General features: G+C 69.4%; 29 protein-coding genes. 20 read left to right on the top strand and 9 right to left on the bottom strand.

Annotated features, from left to right (window positions below):
* The first annotated feature begins 82 nt into the window (after positions 1-82).
* The 11 genes from OG247_RS32270 to OG247_RS32220 all read left to right on the top strand — a co-directional run bounded on the left by OG247_RS32270 (position 83) and on the right by OG247_RS32220 (position 7590).
* The gene (locus OG247_RS32270) at positions 83-553 is read left to right on the top strand and encodes a hypothetical protein (protein WP_327255486.1); all 471 of its coding nucleotides are present in this window, start codon (positions 83-85) and stop codon (positions 551-553) included.
* A 131-nt stretch (positions 554-684) separates the two neighbouring features.
* On the top strand, positions 685-1581 hold the full coding sequence (locus OG247_RS32265) for an aminoglycoside phosphotransferase family protein (RefSeq protein ID WP_327255485.1): 897 nt from the start codon (positions 685-687) through the stop codon (positions 1579-1581).
* 220 nt (positions 1582-1801) lie between these two features.
* The gene (locus tag OG247_RS32260; protein ID WP_327255484.1) at positions 1802-2851 is read left to right on the top strand and encodes a phosphotransferase enzyme family protein; all 1050 of its coding nucleotides are present in this window, start codon (positions 1802-1804) and stop codon (positions 2849-2851) included.
* Positions 2851-3534, top strand: a complete 684-nt coding sequence (locus OG247_RS32255; RefSeq protein ID WP_327257716.1) for a 3'-5' exonuclease — start codon at positions 2851-2853, stop codon at positions 3532-3534. Before OG247_RS32260 ends, OG247_RS32255 begins: the two co-directional genes overlap by 1 nt.
* Before the next feature lie 125 nt (positions 3535-3659).
* Complete coding sequence (locus tag OG247_RS32250) at positions 3660-4493, top strand: endonuclease/exonuclease/phosphatase family protein (protein ID WP_327255483.1); 834 nt, start codon at positions 3660-3662, stop codon at positions 4491-4493.
* Positions 4494-4529: 36 nt separating this feature from the next.
* Positions 4530-5171 carry a 2'-5' RNA ligase family protein gene (locus OG247_RS32245; protein WP_327255482.1) on the top strand — a complete coding sequence of 214 codons (642 nt, stop codon included), beginning with the start codon at positions 4530-4532 and terminating at the stop codon, positions 5169-5171.
* Positions 5172-5227: 56 nt separating this feature from the next.
* Complete coding sequence (locus OG247_RS32240) at positions 5228-5815, top strand: 2'-5' RNA ligase family protein (RefSeq protein ID WP_327255481.1); 588 nt, start codon at positions 5228-5230, stop codon at positions 5813-5815.
* Positions 5816-5881: 66 nt separating this feature from the next.
* On the top strand, positions 5882-6673 hold the full coding sequence (locus tag OG247_RS32235) for a tetratricopeptide repeat protein (RefSeq protein WP_327255480.1): 792 nt from the start codon (positions 5882-5884) through the stop codon (positions 6671-6673).
* An 87-nt stretch (positions 6674-6760) separates the two neighbouring features.
* Entirely contained in the window at positions 6761-6931 is a 171-nt protein-coding gene (locus OG247_RS32230; protein WP_327255479.1) for a hypothetical protein, read from the top strand.
* A gap of 15 nt (positions 6932-6946) precedes the next feature.
* Positions 6947-7159, top strand: a complete 213-nt coding sequence (locus OG247_RS32225; RefSeq protein ID WP_327255478.1) for a hypothetical protein — start codon at positions 6947-6949, stop codon at positions 7157-7159.
* An 11-nt stretch (positions 7160-7170) separates the two neighbouring features.
* Positions 7171-7590, top strand: a complete 420-nt coding sequence (locus tag OG247_RS32220; protein WP_327255477.1) for a hypothetical protein — start codon at positions 7171-7173, stop codon at positions 7588-7590.
* Between the two features lie 72 nt (positions 7591-7662).
* Here the strand turns inward: OG247_RS32220 and OG247_RS32215 are convergent, their stop codons facing one another.
* The gene (locus OG247_RS32215) at positions 7663-8220 is read right to left on the bottom strand and encodes a GNAT family N-acetyltransferase (protein ID WP_327255476.1); all 558 of its coding nucleotides are present in this window, start codon (positions 8218-8220) and stop codon (positions 7663-7665) included.
* Between the two features lie 189 nt (positions 8221-8409).
* Complete coding sequence (locus OG247_RS32205; RefSeq protein ID WP_442813472.1) at positions 8410-8829, bottom strand: DUF6417 family protein; 420 nt, start codon at positions 8827-8829, stop codon at positions 8410-8412.
* A gap of 359 nt (positions 8830-9188) precedes the next feature.
* Between OG247_RS32205 and OG247_RS32200 the strand changes: the two genes are divergently transcribed.
* Positions 9189-9320: a hypothetical protein gene (locus OG247_RS32200; RefSeq protein ID WP_327255474.1), complete on the top strand. Its 132-nt coding sequence runs from the start codon at positions 9189-9191 to the stop codon at positions 9318-9320.
* On the opposite strand, the gene OG247_RS32195 is transcribed toward OG247_RS32200, so the two are convergent.
* The 3 genes from OG247_RS32195 to OG247_RS32185 form a co-directional block, all read right to left on the bottom strand.
* Positions 9308-10162, bottom strand: a complete 855-nt coding sequence (locus OG247_RS32195) for a hypothetical protein (RefSeq protein ID WP_327255473.1) — start codon at positions 10160-10162, stop codon at positions 9308-9310. The two genes, OG247_RS32200 and OG247_RS32195, sit on opposite strands and share 13 nt — an antisense overlap.
* 190 nt (positions 10163-10352) lie before the next feature.
* A complete protein-coding gene (locus tag OG247_RS32190; RefSeq protein WP_327255472.1) occupies positions 10353-10883 on the bottom strand; it encodes a GNAT family N-acetyltransferase in 531 nt (176 codons plus the stop codon).
* A complete protein-coding gene (locus OG247_RS32185; protein ID WP_327255471.1) occupies positions 10868-11857 on the bottom strand; it encodes a hypothetical protein in 990 nt (329 codons plus the stop codon). The genes OG247_RS32190 and OG247_RS32185 overlap by 16 nt, the downstream gene beginning before the upstream one ends.
* Before the next feature lie 504 nt (positions 11858-12361).
* On the opposite strand from OG247_RS32185, the gene OG247_RS32180 reads away from it, so the two are divergent.
* From OG247_RS32180 to OG247_RS32155, 6 genes are all read left to right on the top strand, one after another.
* Positions 12362-12595, top strand: a complete 234-nt coding sequence (locus OG247_RS32180; RefSeq protein ID WP_327255470.1) for a hypothetical protein — start codon at positions 12362-12364, stop codon at positions 12593-12595.
* Positions 12592-12915: a hypothetical protein gene (locus OG247_RS32175; protein ID WP_327255469.1), complete on the top strand. Its 324-nt coding sequence runs from the start codon at positions 12592-12594 to the stop codon at positions 12913-12915. Before OG247_RS32180 ends, OG247_RS32175 begins: the two co-directional genes overlap by 4 nt.
* A gap of 130 nt (positions 12916-13045) precedes the next feature.
* Complete coding sequence (locus OG247_RS32170; RefSeq protein WP_327255468.1) at positions 13046-13465, top strand: hypothetical protein; 420 nt, start codon at positions 13046-13048, stop codon at positions 13463-13465.
* Positions 13462-14076 (top strand): hypothetical protein, encoded by a 615-nt coding sequence (locus tag OG247_RS32165; RefSeq protein ID WP_442813471.1) that lies wholly within the window; start codon positions 13462-13464, stop codon positions 14074-14076. Before OG247_RS32170 ends, OG247_RS32165 begins: the two co-directional genes overlap by 4 nt.
* Positions 14046-14921: a protein kinase domain-containing protein gene (locus OG247_RS32160; RefSeq protein ID WP_327255467.1), complete on the top strand. Its 876-nt coding sequence runs from the start codon at positions 14046-14048 to the stop codon at positions 14919-14921. The genes OG247_RS32165 and OG247_RS32160 overlap by 31 nt, the downstream gene beginning before the upstream one ends.
* The gene (locus OG247_RS32155; RefSeq protein ID WP_327255466.1) at positions 14909-15382 is read left to right on the top strand and encodes a GNAT family N-acetyltransferase; all 474 of its coding nucleotides are present in this window, start codon (positions 14909-14911) and stop codon (positions 15380-15382) included. Before OG247_RS32160 ends, OG247_RS32155 begins: the two co-directional genes overlap by 13 nt.
* 341 nt (positions 15383-15723) lie before the next feature.
* Here the strand turns inward: OG247_RS32155 and OG247_RS32150 are convergent, their stop codons facing one another.
* From OG247_RS32150 to OG247_RS32140, 3 genes are all read right to left on the bottom strand, one after another.
* Positions 15724-16050, bottom strand: a complete 327-nt coding sequence (locus OG247_RS32150; protein WP_327255465.1) for a phosphotransferase — start codon at positions 16048-16050, stop codon at positions 15724-15726.
* Positions 15993-16271: a hypothetical protein gene (locus tag OG247_RS32145; protein WP_327255464.1), complete on the bottom strand. Its 279-nt coding sequence runs from the start codon at positions 16269-16271 to the stop codon at positions 15993-15995. The genes OG247_RS32150 and OG247_RS32145 overlap by 58 nt, the downstream gene beginning before the upstream one ends.
* Before the next feature lie 240 nt (positions 16272-16511).
* Positions 16512-17375, bottom strand: coding sequence for a GNAT family N-acetyltransferase (locus OG247_RS32140; protein WP_327255463.1), 864 nt, complete (start codon positions 17373-17375; stop codon positions 16512-16514).
* A gap of 218 nt (positions 17376-17593) precedes the next feature.
* On the opposite strand from OG247_RS32140, the gene OG247_RS32135 reads away from it, so the two are divergent.
* Positions 17594-17866, top strand: a complete 273-nt coding sequence (locus OG247_RS32135) for a hypothetical protein (protein WP_327255462.1) — start codon at positions 17594-17596, stop codon at positions 17864-17866.
* A 193-nt stretch (positions 17867-18059) separates the two neighbouring features.
* Positions 18060-20213 carry a hypothetical protein gene (locus OG247_RS32130; RefSeq protein ID WP_327255461.1) on the top strand — a complete coding sequence of 718 codons (2154 nt, stop codon included), beginning with the start codon at positions 18060-18062 and terminating at the stop codon, positions 20211-20213.
* Between the two features lie 181 nt (positions 20214-20394).
* On the opposite strand, the gene OG247_RS32125 is transcribed toward OG247_RS32130, so the two are convergent.
* Positions 20395-20940 carry an AAA family ATPase gene (locus tag OG247_RS32125; protein WP_327255460.1) on the bottom strand — a complete coding sequence of 182 codons (546 nt, stop codon included), beginning with the start codon at positions 20938-20940 and terminating at the stop codon, positions 20395-20397.
* Positions 20941-21101: the final 161 nt, after the last annotated feature.

The following is a 21101-nucleotide window of genomic DNA, read 5'->3' as shown; positions in this document are numbered from 1 at the left end:
GCCGGGAGAGTTCCCCCTTCGGCCGGGGTCTGCCCAACCTGCACCGCCACCACACCGCCGCCGAAACGAAGGGACGCCGATCATGTCCGCACGGCCCGCCACGGCCGCCTCACATCCGACCCCGGCACAGGTGAAGATCGCCGGAACCCTCGCCCGGGGCATGAGCACCGCCAAGGCGGCGGCCGAACTGGGCCTGTCCGAGGGCACCGTCGCGATCCAGATGTCGCACGGGAACCGGCGGGCCGGAGTACGCCACCGTCATGCCCTGGTCCACGCGTGCTACGTCACCGAGCAGCTGCCCCGGCCGGAGCCGACACCACCGCCCGGCGGCGTCGACGACATCGAGACCAAGATCCTCTGGTCGCTCGCCCTGGACGGCACCTACGCCGAGATCGCAGAGCACTGCGGCCTCTCCCACAACGCGATGAAGAAGCGGATCCGAGCGCTGCGGGCGCGCTGGGGCGCCGAGCACGACCCTCACCTGATCACCCTCGGCTGGATGTTCGGCGTACTCGACGCCTCCCACGGAACCGGCGGCCACCAGGTCACATAACCGCAGACCAGCCACGCTGTCAGTGGCCCTTGGCAAGCTACTCCCCCACACAACAAGACGACACTGCGCACCCATAGCGTCACTTCATGTGATCATTCCGGGTGGGTGGCCGATTGGAAGGGCGCATCGGCATGACCGACATCCCCGCGAGGATCGAAGACCTGATCACCACGGTGGCCGGCACCTTCGAGCTCGTCGCCGAGCATTCATGGCCGGGCCCCGACCGTCCACGGGTCTGGGAAGTACGAGGCAGTGACGGGCAGCCGTGGTTCGTGAAGCGGCATGCCGGGGCGAAGGGGCACCGCCGCGAAGTTGACGCGTACCTGCGGTGGACCCACTGTCTCGGTGCGGGGCGCGCTCCGACGCTGGTCGCGGCCGACAGCGAAGCGCGGGCCATCGTGATCACGCCGGTCGCCGGACGCAGCGTCCGCAGCCACCCTCTGGACGGCAAGGAGCAGCTGGAGGCATACCAGCAGGCCGGCTACCTACTGGCGCTCCTGCACTCTGCTCCCACCGGCACGGCCTCAACCACGGCCGAGGGCGAGGACGAGTGGGCGGCAGCCGTCGAGAAGATGCTCAACGACGCCGCGCTCTACCTGCCGGCCGATGTCGGCGTGATGCTGCGCGACCTCACCCGGGAGCGCCCCGGCGAGCTGCCGGCGCAGGTGTCGCACGCCGACTACCAGCCCAGGAACTGGCTCTGGGAGAGCGCCACCCGGACCCTACGCCTGATCGACTTCGAACGGACCTGCGTCGAGCCCGCCGCCAAGCGGGACTTCCCCCGCCTCGAACTGCGCATCCTCTCCGCGAACCGCAAGCTGCGCACCGCCTTCTACGACGGCTACGGACGCCAGCTCACCCCCGCCGAACAGCACGCGTGTCTCGCGTACGGAGCCCAGGACGCCGTGAGCGCCCTGAAGTGGGGCGTACAACACCGGGATGTGGAAACCGTCGACGCCGCCCATACCATGCTCGAAAACCTCCGGGCCCACTACAACCGGACTCTGCGTAGGAGCGTGAGCGGATGAACGCGTTCCCCATCGCCGCAGAGCGACAGCGCTCCTGCGGCCTCCCCGAAGAGGCCACTTCGCCGCTCGGCACGACTCCGTCGCGGCATCCGCTTGCCGGCAGCGTCGAAGTGAAACCGGCACCGCCCGGAAGCGCCAGCCGCAGGGCGCTGACGGAGGACTACTCGTTCACCCAGCCCGGTGCCGTATGCCCTGCCCCTGTCCGGGATCGGTGAACGACATGGATGAGCTGAACTGGGAGGAGGAGCAGGCAGCCGAGGTGCTGACCGACCGGTACGGGATCGATGTCGAGACCATCGGGCAGGTACCGATGGGCACGGACACCGTCAACTGGCGTGTGCTGACACACGACGGGCAACGGCTCTATGTCAAGGAGTACCCGTTGACGGCCGAGCTGGAGGCGGCTCGCGCGGCATGGGACATGTCGGAGTTCTGCCGGGCTGCTCGGCTTCCGGTGCCGCGGGTATGGCCGGACCGGGACGGCAACCTGCTCAGCCTGGCCGACGGCAGCGCCTGGGCAGTGGTCGACGAGGCACCTGGGACGGTCGCCACCTCCGCGATGACGGTGGCACGCGCGGAACACATCGGCATGGTTCTGGGACGGATGCACCGGGTCCTGGCCGCCTACCCTCTCCCCCGCCTCCGCCAGCAGACGCGGTGGCGTACCGGGTCCATCGAGGACGCACTGGCCAAGTGCGACACAGTCCTGGACGCGGCCTACCGCCAGCAGCACGAAAACCTCGGAGCGCTGCGCAGCCAGATCGCCCAGCGACGAGAGGACCTGCACGCCCATGCCGGCCGGCTGAGGTCCGCTCTGCCCGAGGATCTGGTCGAGCAGGCCCTGCACGCGGACTTCACCCGCACCAACCAGCTGGTCCTGGCCGATGTCGTCACCGCCGTCATCGACTTCCGCGCGGCCAGAGCGCTGCCGGCCTGGGAGCTCGGGCGTGCGGCGTGCGACCCACGCACCATCGCCAGCTCCGAGCCATGGGCCGACTGCATCCTGGCGATGGTCGCCGCATACCGGTCCGAGAACCCGACCCTGCCCGTTGCCGACGTACTCGCCAGCGCGCGGATCGCCCTGCTGTACATGCTGTTCAGCTTCTACGGCGCCACCACCGTCGAGTATGACCTGCCCGAGGAGGCGGAGGCGGACCTTCAACGGCACTGGTCGGAGCGGCAGACCAGCATCCGGCGGCTGATCGACAGCCTGGCGGATCTCGAAGACGCGCTGGCGACCGAAACGGCACGCCCCGGGGGCCTCTCGTGATGGCACCGGTCTCCCCGCCGGAGGGTGGGCGTCTCGCGGACGACCCGCTGTTCCAGGACACCCACTTCGTGGTGCTCGACTTCGAGGGCACCACCCCGAGAGGTGCCTCACCCGAGCCGATCGAAGTCGCCGCGCTGGGCCTCAAGCACGAGCGTGGCCGGGGCCCGGTGCGCACCGGCTTCTCGTTCACCTCGTTCATCCGCCCTCCGGCACATGCGCCGATCACATCCTTCGGCATCGCGCAGACCGGCATCACCATGCGAGACGTCGCCGAGGCGCCGCCCGCCGCCACGGTGCTTCATGCACTGGACGAGGCGCTGCCCGAGCCGCCCCTGCTTCTGGTCGCGCATCATGCACCGACGGAAGGGGGCATCCTCTACAACTACCGTGAGGCGTGCCCGCGGCTGGCCTGTACGCGGATCGTCGATACCGTGCTGCTCGCCAAGTTCGTCGTACCGGGGCTTGACTCCTACTCCCTCGACACGCTGCTGGCCCACTTCGCGATTCCGCAGCCGGCACACCGGCACCGGGCGATGGATGACGTCACCGTGACCGCGGTGCTTTTACTCACGCTGCTGGCCGAGGCTGCGGTCAGCCACAAGATCACCACCGTCGCGCACCTCTTGCGTGTCGCGAGCCGGCCCCCAAGGGCCACCCAGCCCACCCAGCTCGAACTGCTCTGACCAGTAGCCGCCCCGCCAGGAGATCATCTGCACGACGTTCCCGGACCGCCGCTGAAGCCGTACGACCGACCAGGGCTGACCCTCTACGGACATCGCCACCACACGACCCACCAGGAGAGCACCAGATGCTGTTCACCGTCCTGATTCAGAACACCTGCGAGGGCGGCCACGACCGCTGGCCGCTCCTCGCCGAACGCATCTCGGCGGCGCGCCCCGACGTCGCACTGCTCCAGGAACTGAAGGGGTGGAGCGAGACCGGCCACCGCCAGACAATACGCGCCGAGCAGGACCTCGACATGGACGCGCTGCTCGCCCCCTCCCGAAGCGGACTGGGCACCGGCACCCTCTACCGCCGCGCCACCCTGGGTCAGCGCGTCTACTGGAACACCGACTACGCGGCCGACGAAACCCACCACGGCCTGGGCACCGCCGGCTTCGACATCCCCGGCCTGCCCGCTCCGCTGGCCGTCACCTCCGTACACCTGACGCCCTACTCCGCGGACAAGGCGATCACCGAGGCCGACTTCGCCGCCTCCCGCAGCTACAAAATCGGCCCGTACGCCATCCTGGGCGGAGACATCAACTACCCGCCGCAAGACGGGCCGCAGCCCAACTACGCGGAAATGCGCCCGTACAACCTCGGCTCCCGCACCCTGCTCACCGACCCCGAGCAGGCGGCGGAACCTCGGCCCGACCGGCGGGTGGCGTGGAAGCTGCACGCGAACGGGTTCCGTGACGCGGCCTGGGAGCTGTACCAGCGCACAGGCGACGAGACGCTGCTGCACTCCACGGGCACGGATGACCGGATCGACCAGATCTGGGTCAGCGCCCCGCTGGTCCCTGCCCTCGTCTCCTACCGTCTGCTCGACGCGCCGTCGGGCGCGAGTGATCACCACGGCGCGGTAATCACCCTCGACACCGACCTGATCAACACCGACCAACCGTGGATGTACCGCTGAACTCCGTACCACCGCCCGACGCAAGGAGATACATCTGTGCGTGACTTCTGGGAGACACACCACTGGCCGGACGGTGAGCAGCGCGCCCACTGGCACCTGACCTTCGACGGGCAGGACGACGTCCACCGCTTCGTACGCGACCACCGGCCACTGCTCGGCGACTATCCCCAGCTGACGCCCGTGCCGGTCGAATGGCTGCACGCCACCCTCCAGTCCATCGGTCCCGTCACTCCCGAGCAGGCCCTGGCGCTCGCCGAAGCCGCGCATGCCGCCCTCGGTGGGATAGCGGCATTCGACATCGAGGTCGGGCCCGCCCAGGCCATCCACAACGGCCTCGCCGCCGCCCTCTACCCCGAGGAAGGCCTCTCCAACCTGTACTGGGCGCTGCGCGACGTCACCGAGGGCGTCCTCGGCGCCGGCGTCCTCGGATCCCGGCCGCAGCGGCCGTGGCCTCACGTATCCCTCGCGTACTCGAACTGCGGCTGGCAGGACGAGGACTTCCGCAGAACCCTCGTCAAGGACGTGAGACCCAAGCGTGCCCGGATGACCGTCGCGCAGGTATCGCTCGTGGACCAGCAGCAGGACTGGCGCAGCCTGTACTCCTGGACGACGATCGCCACGATCCCGCTCGGCACAGCGTCCGACCTCGGCGCCGGCGACAGCGGAGGGGGCCGGTGAAGCGGTTCACGCCCTCGTTCCAGTCGCGGCCTTGGAACGGCGACCGGGTGCTTCATGTGTACGCACTGCCGGACCACGACACCGACGCTGCGCTCCTGGCCCTCGCCGACGCCTGCCACGCGGCGATGAGCCCCTACCCGATCCGCGCACTCGGGCACGACCAACTGCACGTTACCGTCGAGATGGTCACGGATGCCACCGCCGACGCGATCGGCGAATCCGAGCGAGGGGTGCTCGTCGACGCCCTGCGCGAGAAGCTGGCCGCGGCCGAACCGATCCACACCGAGATCGGCCACCCGTACAGCAACCGAGCCGGAGCCCTGTTCGACGTCTGGCCCGACCAGGATCTACTCAACGTGCAGGCTCTGGTCCGTGACGCTGTACGGGAAGTACGCGGAGACGCCGCGGTTCTCCATGACGGCGGCCGACCCCACATGGCGCTCGGGTACAGCTGGGACACCGCCGACTCCGACCCCCTCAACAGCACCCTGCGCGCCATCACCCCGCGGCGGGTCCCGGTCAGCATCTCCCGCCTGCACCTGCTCGACGTGACGTTCACCCAACAGCCCCTCGCCGACGGCCACAGTTGCTGGGACATCTCCTGGACACCGATCGCCGTGCTCCACCTCGGCCGTGGGAACTGAACCCCCACCGGCAAGCAGCCCGAACCCCTGCAGCCCATACAAAGCTTTCACGAAGGAGCACCGCAGATGACGCTCACACCGCCTCTGGAAAAGACCCTGGTGCAGGCCGAGCAAGCCCGACACCAGGGCCGACTCAGCGAATCCGAGCGGTTATACGACAGCGTGGTCACCGCGCTCGCCGAGGTCGCGGACACCGACGAAGCCCTGTGCCGGGTGCTGCACGGCTTCGCGCTGACGCTGTACGGCCTCGAGCGATACGCCGAGGGCGAGTACCACCTGCGCAGGGCTCTGACGGGCCGGGGCAAGGCACTGGGCCCGAGCGCGCCGGAGACCATCGACACTCTGGCTCGCCTAGCCGAGGCCATCGGCGAGCAGGGCCGCTGGATCGAGGCGCACGCCCTGGCCCGCGAGGCATTCCGCCTCGGCCTGAGCGCGCTCGGAGCCGACGACGACGTCACCCGGGGCGCCCTGCTGGCGAGCGCCTGGGTGACGATGTCCTCCGGCACCCCGCACGCCGACATCCTGGCCCGCGCCGTCGTCATGGCCCTGGACGGTTCCACCCACGCCGCCTCCGCCCGCAACCTCCTCGTCGTAGCCCTCCGCAAGAGCGGCCAGTACGAGGAGGCCGAGCGAGTGGCCCGCGAGACGCTCGCCATGCGCGAGGAGCAGCTGGGCCCCGATCATCCGCACACCCTGCTCCTGCGATCCGATCTCGCGCTCACTCTGCACGCCGCCGGCCGCACGGCCGAGGCCCTGACCTTGGCGGAGGAGAACCTGGCTGCCGGCGAGCGAGCCCTGGGGCCGCACGCCCCCTGCACGGCGCGGCTACGCAAGGCCCACGAGACGATCGCCGCCTGAGCGTCCGCCCGCCTTCGGTCATCGCCGGTGTCGGCCGAACTGATCGAACCCGAAGTCTGCGCGCCAGTCCAGTGGCAGACTCCCCCTATGGCCACCATCGACATAACGGGACTCGAACCTGCCGCCGTTGTTGCCGCCCTGTACAACCACGCCCGGCCCGTGGGGCTGGGCGTGGCTGCCGATGGCAGTGACAGGCAGCTGAATGTCGAGGAGGCACGGCGGCTGCTCGATGAGGTGCCGACGATCTCTGTGCGGTAGGCGCCGCCCTCGGACGTGCCGTATGCCGACGTCTTCGGCAACCTATTCATCAATTACCTTCAGGGCCGCCCTCTGTACGTCTCGATCACCGGCTCCGAACTGGACACCGGCCGCTACGACCGGGATCACGGCGACGGCGCCGCCGAGCGCATCGTGGAAGACCTGAAGCAGACCCGTGAAGGAACGACTTCGGCGGACTTGGACGCGGCTACGGGAGCAGAAGCATGAGGACCGGCACCATGTCCCTCAGCCACCAAGTGGTCGTCGCCGCTTATCATTCCCTGCCCATACTCCCCACCTGGCACCCCTGCAACAAGCATCATGGGCACGACTTTCGGATCACCCTGGAATTGACCGCACCGGTCGGCCTCGTCACCGATGACGCAGGCAACCAGCTGCGAGTGGTCGCCGCGGAACTCGTCAGACCCGGCGGGCCGCTTCACATGGAAGAGCTGGGGTACCTGGACGGCGGGGAGTTTCATCCTCGCGCGGACAGCCAGTGGCTCGCGGCGTGGGTGCACCGGTGGGTGGCCGCGCGCCTACCGGAAGCCCTGGGGGCTCACCTGGTGATCCAGGTCCAAGCTCCCGCAGTTGACCGCATGCCCATGGTCCACCGGGGCACCGCTGCGCCTGAACAACCCGACGTTCAACCGGTCTAAGAAGTGATCTCGTTTGGTGCTGAAGTGGTTGGAGCTGACCTCGGTCGTCAGGTGTTCACGGGTGGGCAGTGGTTAAGGCGCTGTAGGACGGTTCAGCCGCCAGATCACATCGATCCCGCTGTCTGAGGGGGCTGCGGGCGGTGTGACCTCCTCACGCCGGACTTCGGTGAAGCCCAATCGGAGCGGGACGGCGCCGCTGGAGTTATTGGCCAGGTCGTGGGCGATTTCCAGGTACTCCACGTCCGGCAGGGCGAAAGCCTCGGTCACCATGGCTGCCGTCGCTCTCGTGGCGATGCCCTGGCCAGTGGCGGCAGGGTGCAGCCAGTACCCCATCATCCGCCCCTGCGGTTCAGCGCCGCGGTAGGTCGAGCACATTCCGATCAGCGTGCCGTCCCTGGCGATGGCGTAGTTGTAGGCGTCCCCGCTGTCCCACTTCGCGTTCGACCTCACGAGGAAGTCGCGGGTGCTGTCCTGGCTGTGGCGGGCGATCCACGGCATCCACGGCCGCAGGTGGTCCAGGGACTCCTCGATCAGCGTGAAAGCCGGACCGAAATCGCTCTGTCCCTTCCAGCGCCGCAGGGTGAAGTCTCCGCATTCGATGATCTGCCTCGGCCGCTCCATGCCTGCCATGATTGTCTCGCGGAGCGATTCACCGCAATGAGATATCGAAGCACCGGTAAGCCGTCTACTTGGCAAGACGGCGGTAGCAGATCAGAGCGGCGGCGATGCCGGCGAAGGCCAGGAGGGGTGCGGCCTTGCGCTCGTAGCGGCGGTGCAGGCAGCGGCATCCAGCCCGTCATGCCACCGTCCGCTCTACGGTCAGCCCACCACGTCCTCTTCGTAGCGGATGTCGTGGTGGCGGGCGAGGCGGTTGGACGCTGTGCAGTGCCCAGTGAAGCGTTCGAGGTGGAAGGCGTAGGCGATCGACTGGGCCTGGGGCTTGGTCACGCGCAGGACCCAGCGGTTGTCGTCGGGGTGGAAGCCGGCGTTGCTGACCGCCTCAGCGAGGCCGGCGGCCGGGGGATGCTGGAGCCGGTCGCCAATTGCGACGAGGGTCTGCACGATCCTCAGCTCGTACGGCATGAGCCGGATCTCCAACCCGTCGTCCGGCAGGGTGCCGGGAAGCGGGGGTGGAGGGCCGCTCATGGTCCGCGCCCCACGGTAGAGCAGCACGTCGTGGGCAACAGAGGTCAGCGAAGGCGCCGAACTGCCATCGTCGGCGGTATCGCACAGGCCCATCCGTGACAGGGTCGCGAGAGCCTGCGGATCTGGGGGCTCCGAACTGACCTCTGAGCTTGTCTCCGTGGCATGTAGCTGCTCCAGAAGTTCGTACTGGCCGGCGTTCAGCGGCATGGGCGCCCCCTCGGTCGCGCAGTGGTACCTCGTCCAGTATCCCGGGCGCAGCAGCACGCCGTCCCGGCTTCGTCACAGACCCAGCCCTGCCCGCATCAGTGCGACGGGATAGCCACCGCGGTACAGCCGCGCCGCAACGGCTCAGCCATCGCTGCGCCCGTGTCGGAGTTCGGTGAGACGGGCACAACTCCCCGCCGGCCACCGCCACCTAGGCCGCACTCCAGACCGCCTTCCACCTACCTGTAGTGGACGCGGTCGTGGTCGGCACCGACAACCCCGGACATCTGCGGGAGCTGGCCGAGGCCCTCGCGTACGAAGTCGACGACCAGGTGGTCCGGGAATACCGCAACGTCCTGCGGACGCGTCAGGCCGCCTGAAGCCCGGCCACCAGCCGTGAGGCTTCCTTCCTCGCCGGCCCCAGCAGGGGATCGTCGTCGTAGGCTTGGGGGCCGACGATCTTCGACAGGAAGAACAGCGCCATCAGCTTGCCGTCCCGGCTCTCCAGATCCGCCCGCCGCTCGCGGTGGACCCGGTCCGCGAGTTCCGGGACGGCAAGGGCATTGCCCCACAGCGTTGCTGCGTCCAGACCGCGCGGGGCCATGCCCCAGTCCTCCCAGTCGATGACGCAGAACGCCGGGCCCATCACGTTCGCCCACGTCAGATCCGCGTGCGCCGCAGCCCACTGCCTGATCAGGGTGTCCTCAACCTCGGGGAAGACGTCGCCCAGCTTCGCCGTCACCAGTTCCTGCGTCATCAGCTCGGTGTCCGGGGTGGCGACGCGCGGGGTGCGGTGGGCGGCGAGCGCGTCGAGGGAGGAGTTCAGCGCGGCCCACCACGCCTCGGGCAAGTCAGGGTCCCTGAAGACGAGGGCGCCCTTCCCGATCGGCGGGGCGCTGACCAGCTCCAGCTCATCCGCCCGCCACATAGCCGGCTCACTCTCGTCCCGCCAGGCCAGCCCCCGGTACCACTGCGGCATCACCACACCGTCGAGGACAGCGGCGGCCTCTGTCCCGTTCCACCCCTGGACGCCGATCCGTTCGAACCCCCGCCGCTCGATCCGCACCCACGTACCCCGATCGGTCCGGCCACCCAGCGACCGGCGTTTGCGGATCACCGTGGCCCGGTCCAGGCGCACCCCGAGCCCCTGCTCCACCCGGTCCAGCACCAGATTGACCGGTTCCTTACGCAGATCCACTATGCGAGCCGCAGCCGGAGTCATAAGGGCGAGGCTAGCGAGCCATACGACGGTGCCGCCCCGCTCGAGAGTGACTAAAACTGCGCGAGGACATGCATGAACACCAGGCCAAGCCTCCCGTGGTGCATCTGATCGGATGCGGGACGCGCCCCACCGGGCAGCTCGCCCGCCCCGGAGCGATCCGACCACGCAGGAGCCTCGTATGTTGGCCGGGTCAGCCGTCGAGCTTGTTCAGCATGACGGCGTACACGGGGCTGTCGGGGAACGGCTGGTTCTCGCCGATCTTGCGGTAACCCCAGCCCTCGTACATCGCCTGAAGCCGGGGCCGCTTCGTGTCCACCGTGAGGACCGCCCACGACTCCGGGCGTCGGGCGAGGAGCGCGTCGTGCAGTCGGGGCCCAAGGCCTGTCTTGCGCCACTTCGGGCGCACCATCAGCTCGGAGACGGAGAACGTGGCGGGATCTTCCGGCTGGGTGTCGAGGTGTCCCTGCCACCACTCCCTCCCCGCGGTGGCGGGAGCACCGTAAGTGAATCCGACCGGCACGTCACCGTCGTAGGCGATCACGCACGCGAAGCCCTCGTTGCCGCCCCAGTGGTCCACGAACCATGGGAAGCGCTGCACGAACTCCTCGTGCCGACGGTCGGCGTACGCATCCTCGTGCACATCCAGCAGCGTCTGCCGGATGCCTCCGAGATCGTCGTGGCTGTAGTGCCGCAAGGTGGTGTCGGTCAACGGACGCTCCATTGGGTGCGGTAGCGGTCAGCCCACTCCCGGGCCGTCCGGTCGGTGGGGGCAAGGGTGAAAAGGTCGCGCTGGAAGTCCCCGAGCTGGGTCCGCATCCGGCCCGGGAGTGGACCGCCGGCCATCAGCTCGAACGCGTCTCCCGTCGTCGCGCACGCCTGTCCGATGTCACCCTGGCGAAGCTGCGCGTGGGCGAGCCGAACCATGGTCATGGCCCTGTTACGCCGGTACTCGGCGGGCAGCACTGCCAGCGCTCGGTACGAAGCGGCCTCGGCATGGGCGGGCTCGTCGAGCAGGTCGTGGACGATCGCGGTGAGCGCGGCCAGTTCCGCAGTTCCGTAGAAGCCGATCCACGGCGGCCGGGGGACGTCCTCGGCTTTGGCAAGGGCGTCGTGGGCGTAGCCGAGGGAGCGCAGTGCGGGCTGCCGGTCGCGGCGTGAGGCGTGCCCGATAGCCGTCCGGGCGTGGGCGAGGGAGGAGAACAGCGGATCCCGGCGTGCGGTGGCGGTGGTCTGCGCGGCCTGGGAGGCGGCGATACCTTCCCCGTATTCGTGGCGCTGGTGCGCGAGCATCGCTGTGGAGTTCCACACCCTCATCTGCGCCATCGGGTCCTGCGCCAGCCCGGCCAGCCGCAGGGCTTCCGCCAGGTGGGTACGGGCACTGTCGAGCTGCCGGGCGTCGATGCACGACCAGGCGGCAGAGGCGGTGTAGTGCGAGGCCACCGAGAAGAGTCGCTGCCGTACGGTCTGAGAGGCGGCCCGCTGCTGCAACCCGATCGCCTCTGCCGCCCCAGCGAGCGCGGCTCTCTCCAGGGCGGTGTGACCACCCCGGGCCTGGTCCAGCGCAGTCAGAGCCGCCATTGCCTCACGCAGGCGGATCACGTCTGCTGTTCCGACCGTGCGGCGCCCGGACGGGGCGGGAGCAGCGATGGCGACGGCCGCGCCGGCGGTCAGGGTCCAGAACGTACGGCGTTGCACGGGGTCCTCCGGTGGTGCAGTGGCAGGTGAGGCGAACCCTAAATCCGACAATGGGCATCCGAACACCTGCTCAAGCGCAGCGCGGGTCCGCCCGATCGGCCGTGTGGTGCGTCCGTTCACCAGATTCCACACGCTGCGCGCGGACACATTTCCCGGCCTGCCGGTGATCGAATGCAGCGCCGCGTTCATCTGACCTGCTAACTCCTCCTGAGTCAGCCCCAGATCAGTCATCCGCTGCCGAAGTACGGCGTTCTCTGCCATGCCACAGACCGTAGCGACGGGCTCACCCGCAGGACACCTGCTCGGGTAATCCATCCGTAAAGTCTTCCGGCTACCCGCGACCCCACCACCCGCAACCTTTCCTGTCTCCAAGACCGTTGCGGTCGTTGACTAAGCATCACGCCGCCGGAATGGCCCAGGCTCCCCGCCCGGCGGCAGAAGGAGGAGAGCCCCGTCCATGTCCCCCGCATGGGCGGGGTCATCGCCCGACGAGGAGGCATCGCCGTGACCACCGCGCACCGCCCGCCGTCCCACCAGTCGCTGCCCGCGTGGCTGTACGAGGGCGCCCGGGTCCTGGACCCGGAGAAGGACCGCGTGGCGATCGTGCAGTTCATCGGCCCGTGGGAGGACCCGCAGACCCGCCGCATACTCCCCTGCGCGGTGTTCCTGCGGCCCGAGGGCGGCGGCATGGAGTGGATCGTCGCGCCCGACGCAGTACGAGAGGCGGAAGGCCGATGAGGTTACGGCTGCTGGACGGGACCGAGCTGGCGAGCGACCCCGCCCGCTGCGTGGAATTCGCACTCGACCAGGTACGCGTCGAAGACGGGCACCTGGTCCTGCGGATTACCCCGGCGGACCTCGTACACCTGCGGATCGAGACCGACAGCGTCCTGCGGGAAATCCGCAGTGAGGCCCTCCGCGCGGAACACGCCTGGCGACGCGCCCTCGGCGAGTGGCACGAAGAAGGCCGCGCGGCCGTCGAAGCCCGCGCACCCGACGTGGCGTTGCTCGCCCGGGTCCTCGAAGCCTTGCGCCGCGAAGCCCTGGTGCTCGTGTAGGCGCATCACAGATTTCCGTCCTCGAACCTTCCAGGCAGTCGGCACGGGGGCGGAACGGCGCCGGAGGTTACGGCCCACGGGCTTCCGGCGCCATCCACCCACCACTCACACAACCGTAAGGAGCACCACCATGAGCGCCACCCTGGCCCCCGAAAGGGTCGAACTCGGACGGTTCTTCACCGTCAGCGCGGCCCGCTTCAAGGACGGCCACGCCACGGTCGAGATGTTCTCCGGCGCGATCGACGCCGAATGGCACCAGCTGCTCGACTCCCCCGAGTTCGCGGAGTTCTGCACGCAGCACGCCGGCCAGCAGATCGGCCACGCCCCGCTGAAGGGCTCGGGCGAGATCGCCTGGGTCACCGCGTACGAGGCGCTGTTCGGCCCGCTGCCCGAGGTCTGGTTCACCAACGCGGCCGGTGAGGTCGACACCGGGGCCCTGGATCGCTACCGGACGACCGGCGTCGTGGTCGCGGAGTGGGACTGCTCGCCGATCGGTGGCGGCGACGGGGACGACGTGGTTCCCGAGCCCCGGGAGATAGCAGCCGCGTGATCACCGCGCACGCTGCCGGAGCGCTCCGGTCCACAGCCGGGGCGCTCCGCCTCATCGAAGCCCGCACCACACACCCGAGAACCGTGGAGATAGCCGCGTACGTCCAGGCGGTGTTGGCGCACTGCCCGTATCTCGCGCCGTCCGTCGACCGGGGGGTGACCGGGTGGACCGTGTATGAGGCGGCCGGGGACGCGGGCGCGGTCGAGGCGGAGGTGTTCCACGCGGCGGTCCAGGCTGCCGAATGGGTTCGTCCGTTGGCCTCTCGCCGCCACGGGATGCTCGTGTGCGAGAACATCGTCGTCCTGGGAGCGGATGCCGGGACGCTGGTGTGGCCGCACTGGGCGCTGAAGAATCTGTACGGGCCGGTGGGCTTGATGTTCGGGAAGTTCACAGCCGGCGAAGTTCGCGGCGACATCCCGGTGCCCCCGGTCTCGTTCCTCCCCGTGCGGGTCGCGGTACGGCCCCGTGACCCGCGTTTCCTTGGCGCTACACCCGAGTTGGCCGCCGCGGTGGCGGAAGCGGTCGATGACGGCCGTGATGTCCTCGACGGCGTCGGACACGACTGGACGGAGATCAGACAATGGGCGCAGCACCTCCTCCCGAAGCGCTAGAAGCCCTGGAACGGCGGTTCGGGACGGTCGCCCACGACCTGCTGAGCGACCGGCGGGGCTCCAGGGCGTGGAAGATCACGACGCCCAGGGCGCCACTGGTGCTGAAGGCCAACGCTCCCGAACACGACGGCGCCAGGAACAAGGCTGCCGAGATGGAACAGGAAGACCGCCACCTCCTGGTCCTGGCCGAGGCCGCCGCGATCCGTCCCTCCTACCGGATCGACGCGGGAGCCTGGGGCGGCGGGCGGTGGCTGGCGGTGGAGTGGGTTGACGGCGCGCCGCTGTGGCGGGCCCTGGCCCCCACCCGCGAGGACACCGGAAACACCACCGCGCACCGTGCTCTGCTGCTGCGTCTGGCCCAGACGTGGGCTGCCCGGCTCGCCCCGATGCACGCCGCCGGGTGGGCCCACGCGGACGTCCAGCCCACCAACACCCTCGTCGACCCCGACGGCGCCGGCCACGTCATCGACTACGCCCTGGCCTGCGGCCCCGACACCGCCCGCCTGCCCTACCGAGGGGCGCTCACCCACACCACCGCCCCCGAAATCGCCGACGCCATCCTGTCCACCGCCGACAACGTCCACGTCCAGACGAACCCCCCAGCCGACATCTGGGGCCTGGGCGCCTCCCTGTTCTGGTGCTGGACCGGACACCGCCCCGGCATCTACGAGGACGACACCCCCCGCCCGGACAAGCTCCGCACGCTGGCCCAGGGGAAGCTGCACGGCCTCCAGGACGTCCAGCCGTGGCCCTTCCCGGCCCTGGAGGAGCTGATCGCGGCATGCCTCACGCCGGACCCCGACCAGCGCCCCACGGCCGCCGAGGTGACCGCATGGTCACCCTGAGAATGCTGACCCCCGACGACGCTCCCGCCGTGGCGCGGATCTACAGCGGTGCCTCGGTCCGCTTCACCCACGGCGAGGACTACCGGATGACGGTCGAGGACGCCGCCGTACGCCTGAAGAAGATCCACGACCAGGATCACGCAGTCCCCCGCACCCACTGGAACCGCGGCATCACCGTGGCCGGCGACCTGATCGGCGTCATTAAATCTCGCAAGCACAGCCCCGACTTGGCCACGCTTAGCTACATCCTGCGCGAAGACACCTGGGGCCACGGCCACGCCACCGACGCCGTACGGCAGTTCGTCCCGCTTGTCTTCGCCGAATCCGCAGTGGCACGTGTGGAAGCCAAACACCACCCCGACAACCCCGCCTCCGGCCGCGTCCTGGCCAAGGCCGGGTTCACCCGACTCGGCGTACATGAGGGCTACGCCGAGTACCGGATCGGTCTGCCCTCGCCGTAACAAACCTGGCACCGGGGCGCACCGAACCGAGCGGACCCGGCACGTGCTGACCACCTCGTACCGTCGGCGGTTCATCAGCCAGCGCTTCTACCCCTTCCGGCAGGCGGCCTCCGGACGGTGTCCTCGAAGGGGTCTCCGACCGCCTCGCCCCCTCCTCGGCCAGCACGACGAGGGGCCCTACGGATAAGGCGGCCTCACTCCCACCCGGTCCGGTGCCGCAGCCAAGCACGCGCAGCCTAGGCGGCCCGGACCTGGTGGGCGCGGAGAAACGGAACGCCCGGAGGAGCAGGCCGGCGAGAGGACTTCTCCCAGTAGCCGCAGAGACCGGCAGCGAACGCGGTCTACGTCCGGGGATCCTCCGGCTGCGGAAGATGAGCCACCGCAGCCTCGGCCTCAGCGGCGGTGTGACCGTCGAGGATCAGATGCGGCACCAGCACGGCCGGGTCTATCCACGCCGCGCCCCGGTTCTGGTACGACCAGTCGATGATGACGGCCGGCCCGTCCTCGCGGCGCAGCATGTTGTCCGGCCGCAGATCCCAGTGCAGCAGCGTGTTCCCCCAGGCGCCGGGCTGCCAGTCCTGCTCGATCGCCGCGAGGGCGCCCAGGTGCCTCACCGCCCACGGGTCGAGATCATCAGGCACCTGCCCGGCCAGGAACAGAACGACCATCCGGTGAGCCACCTGCCGACGAGGTCCGCAATGGGCTTCGCGTCTTCCAACGGCGACGGGGTCAGCAGCTTGCCCGCCTCCTCGACTGCGGCCAGCACCGCCACGGTGTCCGCCGAGCCCGGGGTCAGCACGGGAACGGCGCCGGGGATGTCCTCAAGGCACAGCCACCACCAGCCACCGCTCTCCTGGGGCGTGGCCCACCACACGACATCCGGCCCCACGCCGGCGGGGGAGCACCGAGGTCACGGCGAGCTCGTCCGCGTACTGCGGGGCGAACGGGTGGTCGGAGTCCATGCCCTTGAGAAATACGCGCCGCCCGTCGTCCAGGAGCAGCCGGGACGCTACCCCGGGAGTGAAGCCGCCGGTGCACAGCACCGCACCGGTCACCCGCGACTCGAGCCGAGACTCCACGTAGTTACGCGCAGCGGAAGGAAGCGACGCCCATTCAGGCCGGACAGAGGTTACGGACACGAGAAGTCGTACACCGCGAAGTCGGTGACCGGGCGGTACCCGATCCGCTGGTAGAGGCCGTTGCTGATGGGGTTGGCCAGGTCCGCGAACAGCAGTACCTCCTCGGCGCCCGCGGCCAGCGCGGCCCGACTCACCTCGACCGTCGCAGCGCCCGCGTAACCGCGACCGCGCAAGCGGGCCGGGGTGTAGACGGGGGCCACCCGGATCTGGCCGGCGACCATCGGGGTCACGCCCGCCATGGAGACTGGAGTGCCGTCAGGGGTCTCCCAGAACGTGACGCGCCCAGAAGCGATGCGCGCGTCGACCCAGGAGCTGGCGTCCGAAGAGGAGACTTCTCCGATGGCGTCGACGAACTCGCGATACCAGAGCATAAGTTGATCGCGATCCTGCGTCCCCGCGACTCGCCCCCGCCCCTCCGGGAGCGGCTCCGGTGGCGTGAGCGTGCCCAGGCGATACAGGCACTGCCGCTCGTAGAGCGTCGGTGTCGCGCCCGTGTGCCGCTGCCAAGCCTCGGCGAAGGCGGTGGCGGTGTCGTGGTCCGCACTGACGCCGGGGAGGGGGCGGCCAAGGTCGGCCAGGTAGTCGGCGAGGCTGTCGGCCTCCTCGGGGGTGAGGGGGGTTAGGTTCAAGCGGCGGGGCGGGGTGCGGAAGAAGATCGCGCGGACCTCGCCCGCCCGCTCCAGTCGGCCGAAGATGGGGGCTTCGGCGCCATACGCGTCTGCCCCGCGCGTACGCAGTGCCTCGGTCACCGTCAGCGGGACGGTGTGCAGGGCTGGGCGCGAGCGCAGGAAGTCCCCGGCTCGGGCGAGAAAGCCGTCGAGGTCTTCGGTGAGGTGCCAGTCATCTGGGCTCATGCCTCATGATCCCTCGATCGGTTGGCGTGCGCCTGCGGTTTTCCGCTGAGCGTGGCGAGCCAGCCACGCCCCGGAATCCGTGGAAGAACTCTGGAGGTTGCCGTGGCGGGCAGGTCTGCGGCACCGCCATCCGGCGCCCTCCCCATGACGCCGCCCACCAGGGAGCGAGTTGGCCGTTTCCAAGGTGGAGGCCACAGCCTGTCGGTAGGTTGGTGATCGTGGACACGCAGATACCGGAAGCGCCGGCCGCCCGAGTGCTGGCCCTGCTGGACGAGGTCGACCGGCTGCGCGGCGAGAGCCGGTACGAGGACGCGTTCTGGACCGCGCAAGAAGCCCTGGAGGCCATGCCGGCCGACAGCTCCATGAAGTTGGCAGAGTTCGAGGAACTCCAGCTCGTCGCCTGGCTCAAGCGCGATCACTGCCAGGACCAGTGGACTGAACAGCTCCGCCATCACCGCAGGCCAGATCAACCGATTTCCGGCCCGGCATAGCGAGGTCCGCCGCAGGCCTTGCCTCGTGCCCGCCCGATCCCGCGCGGTCTCTTCTCAGTCGGATAGGGCACTCGGTGACGCGGGCTGCCCTACCACCCGGGCTGAGCACGACAGGCCGCGGCGCGGCACGGCGTTAGGGTGACGTCGAGGCGAGCGAAAGGGATCCGCGATGGGCGCGCATGAGCACGGGTCTGTGGAACTGCCAGGGGGACCGACCAACGCCGAAGGGCGAGCAGTCAACGAGGCCCTGCTCGGTGCCCTGATGGCGGCGGCGATCAAGGGTTGTACCGAGTGCGTGGACCGGCGGCTGGACGAAGTCGCCAGTGAGCCGACCTGCTTGGCACGCCTGGTGGAGGTGACCCGGCTGACCACGCTGCGTCTGAACCGCGGGGAGATCCCCGGGTTCATGACGGACGATGACGACACGTTCGGTCCCGCCGCGCCGGAGCTCAAGCGTCTGGTGCGGGCCGCCACCGCCGCCGAACCCTTGACCGAGGTGTGCGAGCAGCTGACGATCGCCGAGCGTCGGGCTGCGGCCGAGTACGCCATCGAGCTGCTCGTCGGCGCGTTGACCCTCGCGAACTCGACCGGACTCGATGACGCGGAGACACTGGCACAGATGTGCTGCGCGATCAGTGCCCTGCTCGTCGAGTGGTGGTTCACGACCGCGCCGATGGCCGCCAGGGAGTTCACCGAGACATGGCGGCGATGGGCGTTCGGACACCGGGAGGCGGGTCTGCCGGGCAACGGCGTCCAGGCAGTCGCGCTGCTGTTGGGAGCCGTGCTCCACGACCAGGCGCTCCAGGACCGGGTGCCCGTCGAGAAGCTGCGCACCCTGGTCTTCACCCGCACGCTGCCCTCGCTCCAGGAGCCGGAGCGCGCCGCTGGCATTCTGAGCGCGTTCGCGGCACCGCCCGGCACCGACGACATCACCGTGCCCGTCAAGCGCTTCGCCCTGAGCAACCCCGCCTTCCTCGCGGAGATGTGCGGTCTTGCCCGGCACACGCTCACCGTTCACGCCGAGAACTGCCCCCACGGCCTGCGCGAGAGCGACCACGAGTGCACCCTCGCCCACCGGGCACCCGCTCTGGCCGGCGACACACAGACCTTGGTTGCCGCGCCTACCCCCGAGGAAGGCCGGCGCGTAGCCCTGCCCCGCATCGGGTACAGCGAGGACGAGCCTGTCGAGGACGCCCCCGACGGATACGGCGCCGACCACACCTGGCAGATCAACGTCGACCGGATCCTGCTGAAGCGGTTCGACGCCGACATCGCCCGCTGGAACGAGAACATCTCCGAGGACTCCTCCATCAGCGAGCCGAACTACCAGCACGAGGTCGGCCTGGAGGCGTTGGCCTGCCCCGCCTGCGGCAGCCGTGCGTCTTTTCTCGCCGAAGGACGTTGGAACGATCCCCTCACGCTGCACTGCCGTTGCGGTGTCACCGTGATGTCTCCCGTTGACGCCGGCCCCGAGGACCTGGGCCGCCGCCTCCTCAAGCGGCTCATCCTGTGCGAGGCGGACCCCGCCTACGCGGCCCGCCGCCTGATGCAGCCGCTCGCCGAGTACCGGGAGCGCGAACACCAAGCCCGAACCGGCAGCTGGTACCGCGGCCTGGACGGCGAGGACGTTACCCTCGTCGAGGCCGTCGACCTCAGCAACAACGATCTCGTACAGGCATTGACGGCGGCCCTGCGGCCGCAGCTGCCCGATCGCCATGGCGGCCGCACCCTGACCCTGCTCCTGCTCCAGGTCCTGTACTCGCTGTCCGCCCCGGCCATACGCGACAGCCAGGACGGCCGGAACCTGACCGCCGCCGTACGCGCCCTCGTGGCCGATCTGCAGGAGGAAAGCGCGCGCTGGGCGCCGACCCGGCAGCCAGTCCTACACCGGCTCCAGGAATGGCGCGCGGAGGGCGGCCCGCAGATGTGGCAGAAAGCATGGGACCGAACCCTTGAGGTGGCCGGCTACCGCTTCACGCGCAACCGGGTCGGTGACGGTCGCCTCAGCGACGGCTGCGCCGGCCTCACCCTCGCCCTGTACCTCCTGGCCCGCGAGGCGGACACCGCCATCGACCAGATCGGCATTGAGGACGTCCGCGGCCTGCTGCCCGCCGACAGCAAGGACGATGCGACCGTCCGCCCCGAGGAGGTGCCGCAGCAATGGGGCGCACGGCTCCAGGCGCTCGGCCACGACCTCGACGCCACCGACGATCCCGTCGCCCGGTTGTGGCGGCACCTAGGCACCGACCGTTCTACCGGCACGTTCGGCGACCGCCAAGGGCCCGCTCTGACGGTCAGTCTCGACGCCATCATCGGCCCGCGCTCCTGCTACGCCATCCGCTTCTGAAGGTCCGCCACCACGGTCACCACGACCCGCCCCATCTATCCCCAGGAGCCTCCCGACCTTCACACCATGGCCGACTCTCCCGTGACCGTGCGCGCCATCGTCCATGACTTTCCCGCCCGTGGTCACGCCACCGGTGAAGGCCAGGCCCGCATCAACGTATTTGCGCTGAGCCGCGAAGAACCTAACCGGAGGTGCTGGGCAGCCAGCTGGTAGCGCCCACCACTTCGCGCGCTATGTCGACCACGGAACGTCCGTCGGTCGCCACTCGCACCGTGTCCAGGGGTGTCTGCTCATCCAGAATCCGCGCCTTACGGGCGCTGCTCTCCAGCTCGTGCTCCAGCTCCGAACCCAGTTCCCGACCGGTCAGCCGCTCACGGGCGGTGGCATCGGAGGCGGTGAGCACAACCCGTACGATCCTGACATTCGCGCCCATGGCGCGCTGGAACATGCCCTCGTTCTCGGCCAGAACGCTCACAGTGTGCGTGTAGATCAAGCGGCGGTACCCGAGCTCGGCGTAGTTCGACCAGAGCGCCGTCAGATTGCGCTCCGCGATCTTCCTGCGGCGGAGGTCCCCCTCCGGAGCAGGATGTGCCTGCCCCATGAAGTCTCCTTCGATTACGCAGTGAGCAACCATCGCGGCGCGCAGACGCGCTGAGACCTCCCACCCCACCGTCGTCTTGCCAACGCCCGCGCGCCCTCCGATGAGCAATACCTCTGCTTGATCCATAACCACACCCTGCCACCGAGTGGTCGAACCGCGCGAACTAAATGTGCGCGGATCAGGGAGACAGGCACCTAGGCCGTGAACCGGCCAGGCACCCTGTACGCCATGGCAGCGGCCGACCATGATGAGTGTCCCGTCGCAGACGATCTGGTCCGTGACCGCAG

Source organism: Streptomyces sp. NBC_01244 (assembly GCF_035987325.1).
Lineage (GTDB): Bacteria > Actinomycetota > Actinomycetes > Streptomycetales > Streptomycetaceae > Streptomyces.
This window is presented reverse-complemented; position numbering and strand designations above follow the sequence as displayed.